Annotated in this window: 16 protein-coding genes; all 16 read left to right on the top strand. The window is 38.2% G+C overall.

The annotated features are described in order from the left end of the window. The first annotated feature begins 9 nt into the window (after positions 1–9). The 16 genes from dapA to ABH968_RS04240 all read left to right on the top strand — a co-directional run bounded on the left by dapA (position 10) and on the right by ABH968_RS04240 (position 19,268). Entirely contained in the window at positions 10–927 is a 918-nt protein-coding gene (dapA, locus tag ABH968_RS04315) for a 4-hydroxy-tetrahydrodipicolinate synthase (RefSeq protein WP_370042812.1), read from the top strand. Positions 928–1,289: 362 nt separating this feature from the next. Further along, positions 1,290–2,957, top strand: coding sequence for a ribonuclease J (locus ABH968_RS04310; RefSeq protein WP_370042811.1), 1,668 nt, complete (start codon positions 1,290–1,292; stop codon positions 2,955–2,957). Positions 2,958–3,096: 139 nt separating this feature from the next. After that, positions 3,097–5,385 carry an FtsK/SpoIIIE family DNA translocase gene (locus ABH968_RS04305; RefSeq protein WP_370042810.1) on the top strand — a complete coding sequence of 763 codons (2,289 nt, stop codon included), beginning with the start codon at positions 3,097–3,099 and terminating at the stop codon, positions 5,383–5,385. A 185-nt stretch (positions 5,386–5,570) separates the two neighbouring features. After that, positions 5,571–6,299 carry a GntR family transcriptional regulator gene (locus ABH968_RS04300; RefSeq protein ID WP_370042809.1) on the top strand — a complete coding sequence of 243 codons (729 nt, stop codon included), beginning with the start codon at positions 5,571–5,573 and terminating at the stop codon, positions 6,297–6,299. Between the two features lie 54 nt (positions 6,300–6,353). Further along, complete coding sequence (locus tag ABH968_RS04295) at positions 6,354–7,442, top strand: BMP family lipoprotein (RefSeq protein WP_370042808.1); 1,089 nt, start codon at positions 6,354–6,356, stop codon at positions 7,440–7,442. Between the two features lie 549 nt (positions 7,443–7,991). Further along, positions 7,992–9,539 carry an ABC transporter ATP-binding protein gene (locus tag ABH968_RS04290; protein ID WP_370042807.1) on the top strand — a complete coding sequence of 516 codons (1,548 nt, stop codon included), beginning with the start codon at positions 7,992–7,994 and terminating at the stop codon, positions 9,537–9,539. Then, the gene (locus tag ABH968_RS04285) at positions 9,539–10,585 is read left to right on the top strand and encodes an ABC transporter permease (protein WP_370042806.1); all 1,047 of its coding nucleotides are present in this window, start codon (positions 9,539–9,541) and stop codon (positions 10,583–10,585) included. The genes ABH968_RS04290 and ABH968_RS04285 overlap by 1 nt, the downstream gene beginning before the upstream one ends. A 1-nt stretch (position 10,586) precedes the next feature. Next, the gene (locus ABH968_RS04280) at positions 10,587–11,552 is read left to right on the top strand and encodes an ABC transporter permease (protein ID WP_370042805.1); all 966 of its coding nucleotides are present in this window, start codon (positions 10,587–10,589) and stop codon (positions 11,550–11,552) included. A gap of 257 nt (positions 11,553–11,809) precedes the next feature. Then, entirely contained in the window at positions 11,810–13,081 is a 1,272-nt protein-coding gene (yfmF, locus tag ABH968_RS04275) for an EF-P 5-aminopentanol modification-associated protein YfmF (protein ID WP_370042804.1), read from the top strand. Next, positions 13,078–14,379, top strand: coding sequence for an EF-P 5-aminopentanol modification-associated protein YfmH (gene yfmH, locus ABH968_RS04270; protein ID WP_370042803.1), 1,302 nt, complete (start codon positions 13,078–13,080; stop codon positions 14,377–14,379). The genes yfmF and yfmH overlap by 4 nt, the downstream gene beginning before the upstream one ends. Continuing rightward, a complete protein-coding gene (gene ymfI / locus ABH968_RS04265) occupies positions 14,376–15,104 on the top strand; it encodes an elongation factor P 5-aminopentanone reductase (RefSeq protein ID WP_370042802.1) in 729 nt (242 codons plus the stop codon). The genes yfmH and ymfI overlap by 4 nt, the downstream gene beginning before the upstream one ends. A gap of 44 nt (positions 15,105–15,148) precedes the next feature. Then, positions 15,149–15,406, top strand: a complete 258-nt coding sequence (locus ABH968_RS04260; RefSeq protein WP_370042801.1) for a DUF3243 domain-containing protein — start codon at positions 15,149–15,151, stop codon at positions 15,404–15,406. Positions 15,407–15,633: 227 nt separating this feature from the next. Then, complete coding sequence (locus ABH968_RS04255; protein ID WP_370042922.1) at positions 15,634–16,422, top strand: DUF3388 domain-containing protein; 789 nt, start codon at positions 15,634–15,636, stop codon at positions 16,420–16,422. Positions 16,423–16,447: 25 nt separating this feature from the next. Continuing rightward, entirely contained in the window at positions 16,448–17,365 is a 918-nt protein-coding gene (locus tag ABH968_RS04250; RefSeq protein WP_370042800.1) for a helix-turn-helix domain-containing protein, read from the top strand. Positions 17,366–17,415: 50 nt separating this feature from the next. Continuing rightward, positions 17,416–17,994 (top strand): CDP-diacylglycerol--glycerol-3-phosphate 3-phosphatidyltransferase, encoded by a 579-nt coding sequence (gene pgsA, locus ABH968_RS04245; RefSeq protein ID WP_370042799.1) that lies wholly within the window; start codon positions 17,416–17,418, stop codon positions 17,992–17,994. 17 nt (positions 17,995–18,011) lie between these two features. Beyond that, a complete protein-coding gene (locus ABH968_RS04240; RefSeq protein WP_370042798.1) occupies positions 18,012–19,268 on the top strand; it encodes a competence/damage-inducible protein A in 1,257 nt (418 codons plus the stop codon). Positions 19,269–19,376: the final 108 nt, after the last annotated feature.

The raw sequence follows: 19,376 nt of genomic DNA, 5'->3' as shown, positions 1-19,376 counted from the left end.
GGTGTAAGGATGAATTTAGGTCGAATTGGAACGGCGATGATAACGCCGTTCAAAGAAGATGGCACGATTAATTATCCAGAACTAGAACGTATTATTAATCATTTGATTGATAATGGTACAGATTGTATTGTCGCATGTGGCACAACCTCTGAAAACCCAACTATGTCCACAGAAGAAAAAATTGAAGTTGTACGCTTTACAGTAGAAAAAACAGCAGGTCGTGTACCCGTTATTGCAGGTACAGGGGATAACGAAACTGCTTACTCTATTGCAATGACACACAAGGCTGAAGAAAATGGTGCTGATGGTATCATGCTTGTAGCACCATATTATAATAAGCCAAATCAACGCGGTATTTTTGCGCATTTTGAAACAATTGCAAAAGAAACTAGTTTACCTGTCATGCTTTATAACGTGCCAGGACGTACAGGCGTCAATGTTGCCTATGAAACTTCTGTTGCCTTAAGTAAAATTCCTAATATTTCATGGATTAAAGAAGCGAGTGGCAATTTAGATCAAATGGGCGATATTATTGAAAATGTTGATTCAGATGATAATTTCTTAGTGTATAGTGGGGATGATGGTTTAACACTTCCACTACTAGCAATCGGCGGAGCAGGAATTATTTCAGTTGCTGCTCATGTTGTTGGAAATGATATGCAATTAATGATTAAAGCGTTTGAAGAAGGAAATCACGAGCTAGCAGCCAAAATTCACCGAGCATTATTACCACTTGTACGTGCGCTGTTCGCACAGCCAAACCCATCGCCTGTAAAATACGCGATGACCAAATTAGGCTTTGATACACTTAATGTTCGTCTGCCAATGATGGAAATGACAGATGAAGAAAAAGCAAACTTTGACCGAATTTGGGATACGTATCAAGAAAAAGCAAGAAGCTTTAGAAAAATAAGTACCTTTAGTTAATTTACTTAAACCCTCAGACCGTAAACAAACTCGAGATTTTTTAGTTTGTTTACGGTCTTTTTTTATTATATAGAAGAATAAGGTTGTTACTTTCCACAATTCGGGTATTTTGTAGACTTATATTCAATAAGAATGTCGGAACCTTTTCTTGAAATATCAGTATCATTTCTGAATTTATCGGAACGTTTTTTACATTTATCGGAATACTTTTTATCTCGCTCTATTAGTACACATGAGTTGTTTTGTAAAAAAATTCTGTTTCCACCATGAAAGATGTATTTTTAATTTGTGCAAAAGCTTTGCAAACCGTATAATAAATCTTAAGTGGTTGCTGTTCGGGATATTTTTTAGGAGGAAATAAATTGACAAAAAAGAAAAATGAATTAATTCGCATCATTCCACTTGGTGGCGTGGGCGAAATTGGAAAAGCAATGTACGTAGTAGAAATTGACGAAGAGCTATTTGTAGTGGATAGCGGCTTGATGTTCCCTGAAGACGAAATGCTGGGCATTGATATCGTAATTCCTGATATTACGTATTTAGAAGAAAATAAAGATCGTGTGAAAGGGATATTCTTAACACATGGTCATGAAGATGCAATTGGTTCGATTGCTTATGTATTACAAAAAATAAAAGCGCCGGTGTACGGATCAAAATTAACAATTGCACTTGCAAAGGAGCAATTAAAAGAATTGCCTGCACCACATCAGGTGAAATTCTTTGAGGTTACGAACCGTAGTCGTATGAATTTTAACTCAACGTATGTGACATTCTTCCATACAACACATAGTATTCCCGATTCGTTAGGGGTAGTGTTCCATACATCTGAAGGAGCAATTGTTCATACAGGTGAGTTTAAATTCGATCAATCAGCGACAGGTAAATTTAAACCTGATTTAGCAAAAATGGCTCAGCTAGGAGAAGAAGGCGTATTTATTCTGTTATCTGAGTCGTGTGAAGCTGAGCGACCAGGCTATACGACATCTGAGATTGTGATTGAAGAGCAATTATCAAAAACATTCCATTCAGCACCAGGTCGTATTTTAGCTGCTGTTTATGCATCGAATTTTATTCGTATTCAACAAGTATTTGCACAAGCTCAAAAGTCGTTCCGTAAAGTAGTCATTGTAGGAAAACCTTTAGAAAAAGCTGTGGATTTAGGTGTACAGCTTGGCCACTTAACGGTAGAGGAAGAAACAATCATCCCTATCTCAGAAATGCAAAAATACCAAGATGATGAGATTATTATTATTGCTACAGGTAATAAAGGGGAACCACTTGATGCATTAGAAAAAATCGTCCGCAAACATCACCGAGACATTAAAATTAAGAAAGATGATACGGTATTAATTACATTTACACCGTCTCCAGGTATGGAAGTACAGATGGCTAATACGATGAATTCTATCGCAAAAGCAGGTGCGGCAATTCTAACATCTAGCAAAAATGTACATGTGTCGGGTCACGGTAGCCAAGAGGATTTAAAATTAATGCTAAACTTAATGCAACCGAAGTACTTTATCCCTGTGCAAGGTGAGTATCGCATGCTTATTGCTCACTCTAAGCTTGCTCAACAGCTAGGTATGCAAAAATCACAAATTTTTATCGCCGATAAAGGGGATATTGTAGAATATAAAAATGGTAAAATGCGAATGAGTGGCCGTGTACAAGCTGGTAATGTATTAATAGACGGTATTGGTGTTGGCGATGTAGGTAACATCGTACTTCGCGATCGTAAGTTATTATCGCAGGATGGTATTTTCATTGTTGTAGTAACACTAAACCGTGCTCAGAAGAAAATTGCATCTGGTCCAGAAATTTTATCACGTGGTTTCGTATATGTACGCGAATCAGAAGAATTAATGGTGGAAGCTTCTGATATTGCGAGAAATGTTATTGAAAAATACGTTGGTAAAGATACATTTGAATGGACAAATATTAAACAAGAAATTCGAGATACACTGAATACGTATTTATTCCAAAAAACGAAGCGCCGCCCAATGATTATCCCAATCATTATGGAATATTAAAAATGATAGCTCATCGTTAAATGAAAAAGGATTTTCTAGCCGAATGTGAACGGTGGAAAATCCTTTTTTTGAATAATCAAGTTCTACATGTTATTATTCGCTACATATAAAGAATGGATTACAAAAGAAGGTGAAATAGATGGCGACTAGTAAAAAAAGAAAAGTCACTAAAGGAAAAGCGACTACAGAAAAAAAAGAAATGCATCCGCTTATGTATGAAATTTTAGGGCTTATCTTAATCGCATTAGCGGTTATTATGATTTTTGAATATGGTATGACTGGGCGTATTTTACAAACGATAGCAATGTTTCTTTTAGGAAATTTACATTTTGCTGTGCCATTTATGCTTATATTTGTTGCGTTGTTACTGATGATTGGGCAGAAAAAAGTAAGCATTTATGATCGTCTAATCTTAGGTATGCTCCTCATTGTTATGAGTTTAACAATTTTTAGCCACGGCATTCTGTTTGAACAATTATCAAAATCTGGTGGTTTATTATCAGACTCTGTTTTGCGAGAATCTTGGCGAATTTTAATTAATTCAGAGGGTATTATCCATCGAAGTAATGCACTTGGTGGAGGTATGGTTGGTGCACTGTTATTTAGTGCTCTACATGTATTATTTGAGGCAACAGGCGCGAAGGTCGTCGCTTGGGTTATTTTCTTTATCGGAGTAATTTTAGTAACAGGAAAGGCACTAGTTCCATATTTAGCGGGAAAAATGCCCGACCTTTTTGGTAAATGGCAAAAGAAACAGCGTGAAAAGAAAAAAAATATGCCAAAGAAACCTAAAAATCGTCGTTCAAAAGTAGACAGCAGGGATGAAATTGCAGCTGTCGAACAGGCGCCTGAGGTACAAGAGGAAGAAGAAGTGTCTCATGAACCAATTATCTCTGCCTTCACTCAAAATGTGTCTCATGAACGAGAAGCATTTGCAGCAGCTGAAAATGAAGATATTGAACATGGAGAAATTATTGATGATGTCCATATCGAAGGGGCAGATGCTGTGGAAAATGCAGATTATCAACTGCCTTCTTATAATCTATTACAATTACCGCCACAGCATGACCAAAGTGGCGAATATTCTGTCATTCAGGCAAATGCGAAAAAGCTTGAGCAAACTTTGCAAAGCTTTGGCGTAAAGGCAAAAGTAACGCAGGTTCATTTAGGCCCAGCTGTAACAAAATATGAAATATTACCAGATGTAGGTGTGAAAGTAAGTAAAATTGTAAACTTACAGGATGATCTTGCCTTAGCACTTGCTGCGAAGGATATTCGTATGGAAGCACCCATTCCCGGGAAGTCAGCGATTGGCATTGAAGTACCAAATAGTGAGGTAGCAATTGTTACACTACGGGAAGTGTTAGAGTCTAAAGATGGGGCAAAGCCAGAAGCATTATTACAAGTGGCGTTTGGTCGTGATATTACTGGGCAAGCAGTACTCGCTGAACTCAATAAAATGCCACATTTACTTGTTGCAGGTTCAACAGGTAGTGGGAAAAGTGTGTGTATAAATGGTATTGTCGTATCAATCCTAATGCGTACAAAACCACATGAGGTAAAGCTGATGATGATTGACCCGAAAATGGTGGAGTTAAATGTTTATAACGGAATTCCTCATCTACTGGCACCAGTTGTTACAGATGCACGTAAAGCGTCTCAGGCTTTAAAGAAAGTTGTGTCAGAAATGGAACGCCGCTATGATCTATTTTCTCATACAGGTACTCGTAATATCGAAGGCTACAATGGCCATGTACAAAAAGTCAATGAACAAACGGGTGAAAAACAACCGAAATTACCTTATATTGTGGTAATTGTAGACGAGTTAGCGGACTTAATGATGGTTGCCTCAAGTGATGTAGAGGATTCTATTACACGTTTAGCACAAATGGCCCGTGCAGCAGGGATTCATTTAATCATTGCAACTCAACGACCAAGTGTAGATGTGTTGACAGGTGTTATTAAAGCAAATATTCCTTCGCGCATTGCCTTTGCGGTGTCATCAGCAATCGATTCTAGAACGATATTAGATATGGGTGGAGCAGAACGTTTGCTCGGTCGAGGAGATATGTTGTTTTTACCTGCCGGTGCATCTAAACCAAAACGTGTGCAAGGTGCTTTTTTATCAGACCAAGAAGTTGAGTCAGTTGTTAACTTTGTTATAGAACAGCAAAAGGCACAGTATCAGGAGGAAATGATTCCGACCGAAGAAGAGGCAATTTTAGAGGAAACGGATGATTTATATGATGAGGCTGTACAGTTAGTTGTAAGTATGCAAACGGCCTCTGTTTCGATGTTGCAACGCCGCTTCCGTATCGGCTATTCGAGAGCTGCTCGTATTGTCGATCAAATGGAACAACGCGGTATTGTTGGGCCTTCAGAGGGTAGTAAACCTCGACAAGTGCTCATTCATCAATACGATAATTAGAGCCAAAATAACGACAAAAACTCGAATAATATTGTATACATCGAGCAGGCTCAAATTCTTTCAAAATTCGAAAGCAATTACACTAAGGTGTAATTGCTTTCAGTCTATAAAAATGTTATATTTATGAACGATTAGTAGGAATGTTGTACATCAGATGTCTGATCTCTGATTTGGTGGTGATATATGTGACTATTAAAGCAGATCATCGTCATCTCTATCTTCAAGTAATTGATCGTTTAAAGTCTGACATTGAAATAGGCGTTTTTAAAGAAAATGAAAAACTGCCTTCAGAGTTTGAATTATCGAAATCACTAGGAGTCAGTCGAGCAACACTTAGAGAAGCGCTACGACTGTTGGAAGAGGAAAATGTTATTGTGCGTCGACATGGGGTGGGGACATTTGTCAACCCTAAGCCGTTGTTTACATCAGGTATCGAGCATTTATCGAGCATTTCTTCTATGATCGAGACAGCAGGTATGGAACCCGGTTCCCGCTTTTTAAAGGCGACGGAAAGCATACCTTCTGAGGAAGATTTAAAACGCTTCCAATGTGATGGCGAAGATAAAATACTCACAATTGAACGTGTCAGAACAGCGGATGGTGAGCCGGTAGTATACTGCATAGACAGATTACCAGCAAGCTTCCTGCCAACTGACTTTGTAGAAAAAAAGGAAGTTTCACTCTTCTCTGCACTTGAACAATCCGGTAAAATTCATGTTGCCTATGCTGTTACATATATTGATCCAATCGGGCATCATGAGCAAGCTTCACCGATTTTAAATTGCGGACGTGAAACAGCTCTTTTAGTATTAAAGCAGTTGCATTACGATGATCATGATCAAGTAGTGCTGTATTCAAAAAATTATTTCCGAGCTGATAAATTCAGCTTCCATGTAGTTCGTAAAAGGGTGTAGAACATTTCTAAATATTTTTCCTGCTAATTACAATACCTTTGGGGGGTTAATCAAATGAAAAAACGTAAATTTGGCTTAGTATTATCATCAGTTTTAGCTGCAAGTGCAATCTTAGGTGCATGTGGTACGAAAGACGAAGAAAAACCTGCAAAAGAAAATGAAAATGCATCATCTGGCGAAAGCAACAAAGAAAAAGCATTCTCAGTAGCAATGGTTACTGACGTAGGTGGCGTTGATGATAAATCATTCAACCAATCTGCTTGGGAAGGTGTTCAAGCTTACGGTAAAGAAAATGACCTAAAAAAAGGTAATGGTGGCTTCGACTACTTACAATCAAAATCAGATGCAGACTATGAATCAAATTTAAACGCATTATTACGTCGTGACTTTAATTTAGTATTTGGTATTGGTTATTTGATGGAAGATGCTATGACTGCAATAGCTGAAGAAAATCCAGATAATAAATTCGCAATCGTTGACGCTTCAGTAAAAGCAGACAACGTAGTATCTGTTTTGTTCAAAGAGCAAGAAGGCGCTTTCTTAGCTGGTGTAGCTGCTGCGAAAATGACTAAAACAGGAAAAATCGGCTTCGTTGGTGGAGGAGATATTCCCGTTATTAATCGCTTTGAAGCTGGATTCGTTGAAGGGGCTAAAACAGTAAATCCAGATATTGAGATTCAAAGAAAATATACTGGTGCATTTGATAAAGCTGATCTTGGTAAAATGACAGCTAACAGTATGTATTCTTCAGGCGTAGATATTATCTTCCATGCTGCTGGTGCAACTGGTAACGGTGTATTCTCTGAGGCAAAGGAACGTAAGAAAAAAGATCCTAATGCAAATGTATGGGTAATTGGTGTAGATGCTGACCAATACGAAGAAGGTAAAGTAGATGATAAAACAAACGTTACTTTAACATCTATGTTAAAAGGTGTTAACGCAGCAGTTGTGGATATTTCAAATAAAGCGAAAAACGGTGAATTCCCAGGCGGCAAAACGCTTACTTATGGTTTAGCTGAAGACGGAGTGAAGCTTGCAGATTCTCGTGGTGCAATCCCAGCAGATGTTCAAGCTGTCATCGACGAATATAAAGAAAAGATTTCCAAAGGTGAAATTAAAGTTCCAGAAAAAGTGAAAAAATAATTCATCTTTTGATCATCATAAGGGACTTTTAGAAGGCCCTTATGATGCTTTTTCAATCTATCGTTATATTTCGACTATTCGCAATACTCTATTTGATTCTATTTATTTACCATAGAGGTAGTAATTTTTCTATGAGTTTATCTTAAGAATAGTAATGATGGTATCAAGTTAATAGAAGAAAGGTTTCTAACGATGACCTTTCCTGTATTAATTTATCTTCATTCAGAAGAATATCTACCTCTATTAGTGGGACAAGATATGTATGAATTTTTTTAATAGGGTACATAATGCCGCTGAACGAAGATGAAACTTCTGGCTGGAGTCATTGCTGTGCGATGTGAAAAACGTTGAACTAACAGTGACTATGGCTAGTATTATTAAGTTTGTCTCAAACAAATCTAAATAACGGTTTCAAAAATTGGACGTATTGTTTATCTGTGCGAAAGCGGAGTGTTAACGAAACGTCAGCTACACATGTTTTCTGTGGCTAAAGCGAAGTAACAGCCACAAGGTGAAATGATAAAAGTGCCTATTAAGGGAGTGACGAAATTGGAACACGTGATTGAGATGCTAGGAATCCGAAAAGAATTCGGTAATTTCGTGGCGAATAATAACATCACCCTCCAACTGAAAAAAGGCGAAATCCATGCATTGTTAGGTGAAAATGGTGCAGGTAAATCGACTTTAATGAACGTCCTTTTTGGTTTGTATCAACCAGAGGGTGGCGAAATTCGAGTTCGTGGGAAGGCTGTTAAAATTACCAACCCAAATGTGGCCAATGATTTAGGGATTGGTATGGTCCATCAACACTTTATGTTAGTGGAAAATTTTACAGTAACAGAGAATATTATTTTAGGTTCGGAGCCTACAAAAATGGGTGTTATTAATATTAAAGATGCGGCAAAGAAAGTACAGGCACTTTCTGAAAAATATGGTTTAGATGTTGATCCATATGCCAAGATCGAGAATATTACAGTAGGGATGCAACAGCGTGTTGAAATTTTAAAGACGTTATACCGCGGTGCTGAAATTTTAATCTTTGACGAACCTACTGCCTCTTTAACACCACAGGAGATTACAGAGCTTATTCAAATAATGCGCCGCTTAATTGCAGAGGGCAAATCCATTATTTTAATTACCCATAAGCTAAAAGAAATTATGGAAGTCTCTGACCGTGTGACGATTATCAGAAAAGGGGAAGGGATTGGAACAGTTATAACTGCTGACACAAATCCTAACAAATTAGCTGAAATGATGGTTGGTCGCCAAGTCGAATTTAAAACAGAAAAAACAGAAGCAAATCCAACTGATGAAGTACTTGCAATTGAAAACTTGATTGTTACAGACTATCGTAATATTGATAAAGTAAAAGGGTTGAACTTAAAAGTACGCAAAGGTGAAATTGTTGGTATTGCGGGTATCGATGGCAACGGGCAATCCGAGTTAATTGAAGCCATTACAGGCCTACGTAAAATTAAAAGTGGTAACGTTAAATTAAATGGCAAAGATATTACAAATATGAAACCTCGAAAAATTACTGAGGAAGGCGTTGGGCATATCCCACAAGATCGCCATAAACACGGTTTAGTATTAGATTTCCCAATTGGCCATAATATCGCACTGCAAACATATTACCAGTCTCCAATCGCTAAGGGCTTTGTCATGGACTACAAGAAGGTGTCTGAAAAAGCGCGCCAAATTATTGAAGAATATGATGTTCGTACTGGTAATGGTGAAATGACTCCAGCACGTGCGCTTTCAGGTGGTAACCAGCAAAAAGCGATTATCGGTCGTGAAATTGATCGTAATCCAGATTTATTGATTGCTGCTTTACCAACTCGTGGCCTTGACGTAGGTGCTATTGAATTTATTCACTCTCGCCTTATCGAGCAACGTGATAAAGGAAAAGCAGTACTGTTAATTTCATTTGAATTAGATGAAGTCATGAATGTTTCTGACCGTATCGCTGTTATTTATGATGGTCAAATTGTTGATGAGTTAAATCCAAAAGAAACAACAGAACAAGAACTTGGTCTATTAATGGCAGGACAAAGTAGTAAAAATAACATGAATGATGCGAAGGAGGGGAACGACTAATGTCAAATCGTGTCATTAATATACTCGTTCCTATCATCTCTATTATTATCGGTTTAATTGTTGGTGCTATCGTGATGGTAGTCAGCGGCTATGACCCAGTACAAGGTTATAGCGCTCTTTGGACAGGTATTTTTGGAGATTCATATTCAATTGGGAACACAATTCGTCAAATAACACCGTACCTATTGGCCGGGCTTGCAGTAGCATTTGCATTCCGCACAGGTTTATTCAACATCGGTGTTGAAGGTCAGCTAATTTTAGGTTGGCTAGCAGCAGCTTGGGTAGGATCTGCATTTGACCTACCTAAAATTATTCACTTACCATTAGCATTACTTGCTGCAGCAGCAGCAGGTGCATTTTGGGCCTTTATTGCAGGTTTCTTAAAAGCGAAATTTAAAGTTCACGAAGTAATAGCGACAATTATGTTAAACTACACTGCGCTTTATATTGCGAATGCAGTGATTAAAAGGTTGTCTGACGGTGGCTTTAAAACAGAACGAGTTCATGAATCAGCTTCATTACGTTCTCCGTTTTTAAGAGAGCTTACAGACAATTCAAGTCTTCACTATGGCATCATTGTTGCACTGTTAATGGTAATAGTTATGTGGTTCATTTTAGAAAAAACAACACGTGGATATGAGCTAAAAGCGGTAGGCTTTAACAAGCATGCTGCAGACTATGCTGGTATGAGCGTTAACAAAAACATTATTTTAGCTATGACGATTTCAGGTATGTTCGCTGGTCTTGGTGGTGCTATGGAGGCACTAGGTACTTTCGGAAACGCCTCTATTAAACCAGGCTTTACTGGTATAGGTTTCGATGGTATCGCCGTGGCCTTACTTGGTGCCAACACACCACTAGGGGTAGTATTTGGGGCTTCATTATTCGGCTCACTTAAATACGGAGCGCTAAATATGCCGAATGCTGCAGGTATTCCAGAGGAAATCGTGTCTATTATTATCGCGTTAATTATTTTCTTCGTGGCATCAGGCTATATTATTCGAGTAGCGTTACAAAAGTTGAGCAAGAAAAAGGAGGGACAATAACATGGGCTTTTTAGAAATGTTATATTTCATCATCCCTTCGGCGATTCTTTATGCAACACCTTTAATTTTTACGGCAATCGGTGGTGTATTCTCTGAACGTTCTGGTGTAGTAAACATCGGACTAGAAGGTTTAATGATTGTTGGTGCATTTGTTGGTATTTATGTCAATTTAGAATATGCTTCAACATTCGGTGCAGCAACAATTTGGGTGGCAATGCTGGCAGCTTTCATTATTGGGGGAATCTTCTCACTTCTCCATGCAGTTGCGTCTATTTCCTTCCGTGCCGATCAAACAGTATCGGGGGTTGCTATCAACTTATTAGGTTTAGCGGTATCCGTATTCTTGGTAAAAATGATTTATGATAAAGGTCAAACAGATATGATTGACCAAGCTTATGCAATAAATCGTTTCGCTGTCCCTTATTTAGAGGACATACCGTTCTTTGGTCCATTATTATTCCAAAATGTCTACAGTACATCGATATTAGCTTTTGCAGTAGCTTTTGGATCATGGTTTATCATTTATAAAACACCATTTGGGTTACGTTTACGCGCTGTTGGTGAACATCCAATGGCTGCAGATACGATGGGAGTAAATGTTAATAGAATGCGCTATATTGCTGTTGTCATCTCTGGGGCATTAGGTGGTCTTGGTGGTGCAGTGTACGCGCAATCGATTGCAGGCAATTTCTCACATGCAACAATTGCTGGTCAAGGCTTTATGGCCATTGCAGCAATGATTTTCGGGAAATGGCATCCAATTGGTGCATTGGGTGCAGCATTATTCTTTGGTGTAGCGCAAACGTTAAGTATTGCAGGAAGCGGAATTCCTTACGTTCAAGATGTTCCTGCTGTGTACTTACAAATCTTACCGTACGTCTTAACGATACTTGCATTAGCAGGATTTATCGGTAAAGCGAGTGCACCAAAAGCTAGTGGCCAACCTTATATTAAGGGGAAACGCTAAAAAACAGACAATTATTTACACTAAAGACTGGGCGAAAATGCTCAGTCTTTTTCCTTGTACATATCTCAAGTGTTTGGGAAAATAATGGTTAGAGGTTAACCTTTACTTGCTAGTATGAACAGGTTCATTAATCAACCAAATGTAATTTCTCACTTTTCATATACATACTTTGGATTCTTTTTGCAATTATAGACAATAGACATGTATAGTATGTGTAGTACTTTGTTATATTAAGAAAGATAAGGAGGGTTCTATATATGTTTAAAACAATACCTTTTGCAAAAGGTGTCAATTTGCATATCCGACAAACGACCCAATTTAAAACCGTGAATTTTTCAATTAAATGGAGAAGAGCATTAACGGCCACAAATGCGTCTGAACGCACTGTGTTAACAAATGTATTGCAACACAGTAATGAAAAATATAAGACAACAGCTGCATTCCGAGGTTTCTTGGATGACTTGTATGGCACAGTGTTGTATTTTGACACATCTAAACGTGGTAATGAACATACAGTACTGATGAATGTAGAAGCCGTTAATGATCATTATTTGGCAAATACAAGTGTTTTAAACGAGGTACTCGGTTTATTGCACACAGCAATATTTGAACCGAATTTAGAAAACGGTGTATTTAAGGAATCTATTGTAGAGCGTGAAAAGAAAACGGTCATTCAGCGTATTGAGTCTATTTTTGACGATAAATCTCGTTTTGCGCAGCAACGTCTTCAACGAATTTTACGTCCAAATGAACCGGCCTCTATTTCTGCTAACGGAACTGTCGAGGACATTCAAAAAATAACCCCTACATCATTATTTGAAGCATATCAATCCATGCTTGCTAATGATAAAATCGACATCTATGTAGCAGGTGATATCAATGAAGACGAAATCGTAGCGAACCTAAAAAAAGCGCTACCATTTACTGATCGTACACCTGAAGAAATCCCAGCTGTGCTTCCGCAACAGCATCCACAAAATGATTATGTACGTGAACAACAAGAAATGAAGCAAGGAAAGCTGCATATTGGCTTTAGTACACCAGTACGATTTGGTGACCCGGATTTCACTAAAATGCAAATCTTTAACGGCGTGTTCGGTGGTTATCCTCATGCCAAATTATTTATGAATGTTCGTGAAAAGGAAAGTTTAGCTTACTATGCGTCTAGCTCATATGCGTCACATTATGGCTTAGTCTTTGTTGTGTCTGGGATTGAACCAAAGAATGAAGAAAAAGCGCTCTCACTAATTAAGGAACAACTTACTGTTATGCAAGCAGGCGATATTACAGATTTGGAAATAGAGCAAACAAAGGCAATGCTGACGAATCAGCTAAAAGAAGCATTGGATTCTGCTCGAGGACAAATAGAAATTTTTGACCAATATAAAGATTTACCCGAGGAGTTTTCTGTTGAAGCTTGGGCAAATAAATGGAAAGCTGTGACCAAGGAAGATATTGTTGAAATGGCGAAGCAAGTACAGCTAGAAGCGGTCTATTTCTTATGTGGAAAGGAGCAAGCCGCACAATGAAAACAATTGAATTCAAGCAATTAGATGAAACATTGTATTATGAAAAATTAGAGAATGGCTTAGATGTCTATATTTTACCAAAAAAAGGCTTTTCAAAAACGTTTGTGACGTTTACAACTAAGTACGGTTCTGTTGATCGTACATTTGTGCCGATTGGTGAGACGGATAGCATTACAGTACCAGATGGCATTGCTCACTTTTTAGAGCATAAAATGTTTGAAAAAGAAGATGGCGATGTCTTCCAAAAGTTTAGTGAATTCGGTGCTTCAGCCAATGCCTTTACATCATTTACACGTACGGCGTATTTATTTTCTTCGACGAACAATATTTATAACAGCACAGAAACATTATTAAATTTTGTTCAAGAGCCTTACTTTACAGAAGCAACAGTCAATAAGGAGAAAGGCATCATTGGTCAGGAAATTACGATGTATGACGATCAGCCAGATTGGCGGCTCTATTTTGGTACAATCGAAAATATGTATCATAATCACCCAGTAAAAATTGATATCGCTGGTACAATAGAGACGATTGATGGCATTACAGCGGACCATTTATACACGTGCTACAATACATTTTATCATCCGTCCAATATGTTATTGTTTGTCATTGGCGCAGTAGATCCTAATGAAATGATGACGTTTATTCGTGACAATCAAGGCAAAAAAGAATTCCCTGAACTAACACCTATTCAACGCTTCTTTGATCAAGAACCGACTGAGGTTGCTATTAAAGAACGTGAGTTGCATATGGATGTACAAAAGCCTAAGGTCTATATCGGTTTAAAAGCAAAAGAAACAAATTTTTCAGGGCGTGACATGTTAAAGCATGAGCTGTCTGTTCAAATTGCACTTGAACTTATTTTTGGACGTACATCTAAATTTTATGAGAGTGTCTATGAAAATGGCTTGATTGATGAAACGTATGCATTTGATTTCACGTTAGAAAAGGGCTTTGGTTTTGCTATGATTGGCTCAGATTCTACAGAACCGGCTGCATTAGAGAAAGCAATTAAGGAAGAATTAGCAAAGTATGATGGAGATGCACAATTTGAAAGTGCAGATTTAGAACGAGTAAAACGTAAAAAAATAGGTTTCTTCCTACGTGCACTGAATTCTATTGAATTTATCGCCAACCAATTTACACGTTATTCGTTTAATGAAATGAATTTGTTCGATGTTGTGCCTGTACTAGAGGAACTAACGATTGACGATTTGAAAAAAGCATTTTCTTCAATTCAAGGTGAATCTCAACAAACTGTCTTTAAAATTTTACCTACGGAGAAGGGCGTACAGTGAAAAAGTTTGCCCTCGTGTTAGGTGCATCAGGTGAGATTGGCCGTGCTATTTGCCAGAGTCTGGCAGAGGACGGTTGGTCCATCTACATACACTTTTCAAACAATGAAACAGCAGCACAGGCTTTATACCGCTCTCTTTCAGAAAACTTCCCTGCACAGGAATTTATGCTTGTACAGGGAGATTTTTCGAAAGCTTCCGGGGCACAATTGTTAACATCGCAAATTTTTAATGTGCAAGCGATTGTCTTTGCAAATGGTCAAGCGCATTATGCTCTGCTTGAAGATACTACGGTGGAGGATATGGATGCATTATGGCATGTTCATGTGCAAAATCCAATGCGTCTGACGGCATTGCTGTCATCAAAGCTTCGCGCTCATGATGTCAGCTATGTGCTTTTTATCGGTTCGATTTGGGGAGAGGCTGGATCGGCTGGCGAAGCACTTTACGCCACCGTGAAGGGCGCTCAACATGCTTTTGTGAAGTCATATGCAAAAGAAGCGGCACTGTCACGCATTCGTGTTAATGCCATTGCACCTGGCTTTATTAATACCTCGATGAACAGTCATTTATGTGAAGAAGAGCTTGACTATATTTTAGAGGACATTCCGCTAGGTATAGTTGGACAAACAACAGATGTTGCTGAAATGGTGCGTTTCTACCTTTCTGGAAAAGCAGATTATGTAACGGGACAAATCATTCGATTAAACGGTGGTTGGTACATATAATGTTCTTTTTTGCACATACTACATGTGTAAAGGAGGAGGAACATATGACGATTTTAGAAAACTGGCAAAAATGGACATCGTTTTTAGGTCAAAATGTTATGCAAGCCGAATCAAGTGGCATGCCAAAGAAAATGATTCAATCGGCTGCTGTACAAATTGGGGAATATTTGGCGACAAATGTCGATCCTAAAAATGAACAAGAACGAGTGCTGTCGGATTTATGGAGCGTTGCCTCTGAAGATGAAAAACATGCATTGGCGAATTGTGTCATTAAACTTGTACAAGATAAGCATGTGCAGTAAAAAAAAGAGGAGAACTATCTCCTCTTTTTTCTGTTTAAAAAGGGATTTTTTGCATTGAAAAGGGAACGTATGTAAGCCTATTTTGTATGTTCAAAAAAAAAATAGAAAGTTTTTAAAAATAACGCCATAATTCCACGTATTCTAACTTTCCATTACATAAAAAATCAGCTATGATGGAACTTATAAAGGATTTTTTACGTTAACTAATAGGAAGGGAACGAATGTGTTTGAGCGATTGGTACTTTGAATATGAAATTCAGGTGAATCGCCCTGGATTATTAGGAGATATTGCTTCACTTTTAGGGATGCTTCGGGTCAATATTATTTCAATAAGCGGTGTCGATGAGGATCGACGTGGTATGTTAGTGCATACAGACAACGATGAGACAATTGAGCGTTTTCGTACAATTGTTTCGACAATGGAACATATTAACGTGACCAAATTTCGACAACCTAAACTCCGTGATCGTTTAGCTATTAGGCACGGTCATTATATTCCTCGAGATGCAGATGAAAAAAACACCTTCCGCTTCGTACGAGATGAACTTGGCATTTTAGTTGACTTTATGGCTGAACTCTTTAAAAAAGAAGGTCATAAGCTCATTGGGATACGTGGAATGCCTCGTGTTGGAAAAACAGAATCGATCGTGGCGGCTAGTGTATGTGCCAATAAAAAATGGATTTTTTTATCATCTACAATGATTAAGCAGACTGTTCGCAATAAGCTCGCTGGTGATGAATTCAGTGACAATAATATTTTTATATTAGATGGCATTGTGACACGTCGTTCATCGGATGAGCGGCATTTGCAACTAGTGCGTGAAATGATGAGTATGCCTTCCATTAAGGTCGTCGAGCATCCAGACATGTTTGTTCAGCATTCAGAATATAAGATAGAGGATTTTGATTATATTATTGAATTACGTCATCATCCAGATGAAGAAATTACGTATGAAGTAATGGAAAAAAATCATATGATGTCCGAATCCAATTCATTTGGAGGATTTAATTTTTAAATTGATGTTAAAGTAGGTGTTATGAGTGGCAGAATTAGGGACTCGACTGAAAGAGGCGAGACTGTCTAAAGGCTACAGTTTAGACGATTTACAAGAAATAACGAAAATTCAAAAGCGTTATTTAATAGGTATTGAAGAGGGCAATTATTCGATTATGCCTGGTTCGTTTTATGTACGAGCTTTTATTAAACAATATGCTGACGCTGTCGGTTTGAACGCAGAGGAACTTTTAGAAACGTATAAAAGCGAGCTACCAGGTACTCCAAACAATCAAGTAAGTCAATCGATGACGACTAGCCCAAGTAGAAGAAAAGTATCAAAGGGCCCTTCTACTAAAATGATGGAGGCAATGCCCAAAATAATCGTTGGTTTATTTATCATTGTCATTATTGTGGTAATTTGGGTGCTTATGCAGTCTAGAAATAGTGCAGGACCAAATGTTACAGACGATTCAGCTTCATCAGAAATGCAATATGATTCAAAAGTAAAACCAATAGATACAGAAAAAGATAAAGAAAAAGAAAATAAAAAAGCTCAAACAGATGACAAACAAGAGTCAACAGATTCAAAAGATTCAGAAAAGGAAACACCTGACGAAAAACAAACTGAAGAGGGCAAGCAATCGATTTCAGCGGGGACTGTTGAAGCGGATGGTGCTACAACTTCTTATACGTTAACAGGTGCAGATACATTTAAAATACGTATTGAAGTATCAGGTCCTACATTTATCGGTATTCGAAACCAACAGCAACAAGAAATACTAACAGATACTCGTGTATATAATACAGGAGAAGTAGTAGAATTCGACGCAACATCTCAAAATTACGCTCGTATCCGCTTAGGTAATTCAACGCAAGCTAAAGTATACATTAATGACGAGCTTTTAACGTATGCACAGCAAATTGTAACGCAAAACATCGTCATCAATTTCAATAAAGAATAGTAGTCATCTAGTGATGACTACTTTCTTTCATCATGAAAGGTGTTAGAAAAATGAACATTCCAAATAAAATTACCATCTCTCGAATTTTACTTATTCCGTTCTTTGTCATTGTTATGATGTTTGATTTTGGTTGGGGAACAATGTCACTATTCGGTGCGGAGATGCCTGTTCATCATTTTGTAGGTGCACTCATTTTTATTATTGCTTCAACGACTGATTGGGTGGATGGTTTTTATGCACGTAAATATAATCTTGTGACAACATTTGGGAAATTCTTAGACCCACTTGCTGACAAATTGCTAGTTTCAGCAGCTTTTATTTTAATGGTAGAGCTTACAATGGCGCCTGCATGGATAATTATTATTATTATTAGCCGTGAGTTTGCAGTAACTGGCCTTCGTTTGATATTGGCAGGTGAAGGAGAAGTTGTTGCAGCGAACCAGCTTGGTAAAATTAAAACGTGGGCTCAAATTATGGCCATCGGAGCAGCACTTTTACACAATACAATCTTTACACTTATTGGTATTCCATTTGATACAATTATGCTATATATCGCATTGTTCTTTACACTGTGGTCTGGATGGGACTATTTCTATCTAAATCGACGTGTCTTACTTGAGTCTAAATAAGAGAGGTCTTGAGGATCATGAATGCTGAAATTCTTGCAGTTGGCTCAGAGTTATTGCTTGGTCAGATTTCGAACACAAATGCAAGATTTATTTCTAGTCAGTTGTCCGAGTTAGGGATAAATGTGTATTATCACACTGTTGTTGGAGATAATGCAAAACGTTTAGAAGAGGCTATTTCCATTGCAGAGACTCGTGCTGATTTAATCATTTTCTCTGGTGGGCTTGGTCCTACAAAGGATGATTTAACAAAGGAAACAATTGCTCGCCATCTTGACGTCCCTCTCGAATTTGATGAAATCGCACTGGCAAATATTGAACAATTTTTTGCAAAACGAGGACGTCCAATGACGGATAATAATCGTAAGCAGGCTTTAATATTAGCAGGTAGTGAGGTTCTTGTAAACCATCACGGTATGGCGCCTGGCATGATATTAAAAAAGGATGGGCGTACGTATATGTTGCTTCCAGGGCCACCTAAAGAGCTTGAGCCAATGTTCCAGTTTGAAGCGAAGCCAAAGCTCGGTGCGATGTTAAATGCTGGAGGGGTAATTACATCGAATGTTATGCGTTTTTATGGAATTGGAGAGGCGGAACTTGAAGTACGTGTCCAAGATATTTTAGATTCGCAAACAAACCCAACTGTTGCTCCACTTGCTTCTGACGGTGAGGTTACATTGCGTGTAACTGCCAAAGCAGAAACGGAGCAAGAAGCGCAGCAACTTATTACAGCAAAGGTAGCAGAGATTCAAGCACTTGTTGGGGACCATCAATACGGTATAGATGATGATTCTCTTGCCTCTAAAACAGTAGAGATGTTACTAGATAATAAGTTAACAATTTCTGCAGCAGAAAGTTTAACAGCGGGATTATTTCAGTCAGAGCTTGCTGAAATACCAGGTGTAGGGGATGCCCTTGTTGGTGGCGTTGTTACGTATACAGAAGAGGCTAAGATTAAGCAACTTGGTATTTCGAAAGAATTATTAACTACACATGGGATTGTAAGCAGTGAATGTGCAGCGGCTATGGCTAGTGCTGTACGTGAAAAGTTTGATACGGATATTGGTATTGGATTAACAGGCGCGGCAGGTCCTACAGCCCATGATCATCAACCAGTAGGGACGGTTTGGATTGGTATTGCAATTGGCGATGAAAAACCGATAACGTATTTACTTCATTTATCAGGTATGCGTAATACAAATCGACTTCGCGCGGCGAAATTTACTTGTCATTATTTAATGCAGCTTTTGGAAGAAAGAGGCTTTAAAAAACGTTAATCAATTATGCCTCGGCATAATTGTGTCCGGAATCGGCTTTGTGCCTAGGCCTGCAGATGTTTTTTGCGCGAAAGCGAAGCGTCAGCAGCACGACGTTGGTCACTCAGG

It is taken from the genome of Lysinibacillus sp. RC79, from assembly GCF_041262405.1.
Taxonomy (GTDB): Bacteria; Bacillota; Bacilli; order Bacillales_A; family Planococcaceae; genus Lysinibacillus.
The sequence above is the reverse complement of the archived record's forward strand: the minus strand, read 5'-3'. Positions and strand labels throughout refer to the sequence as shown.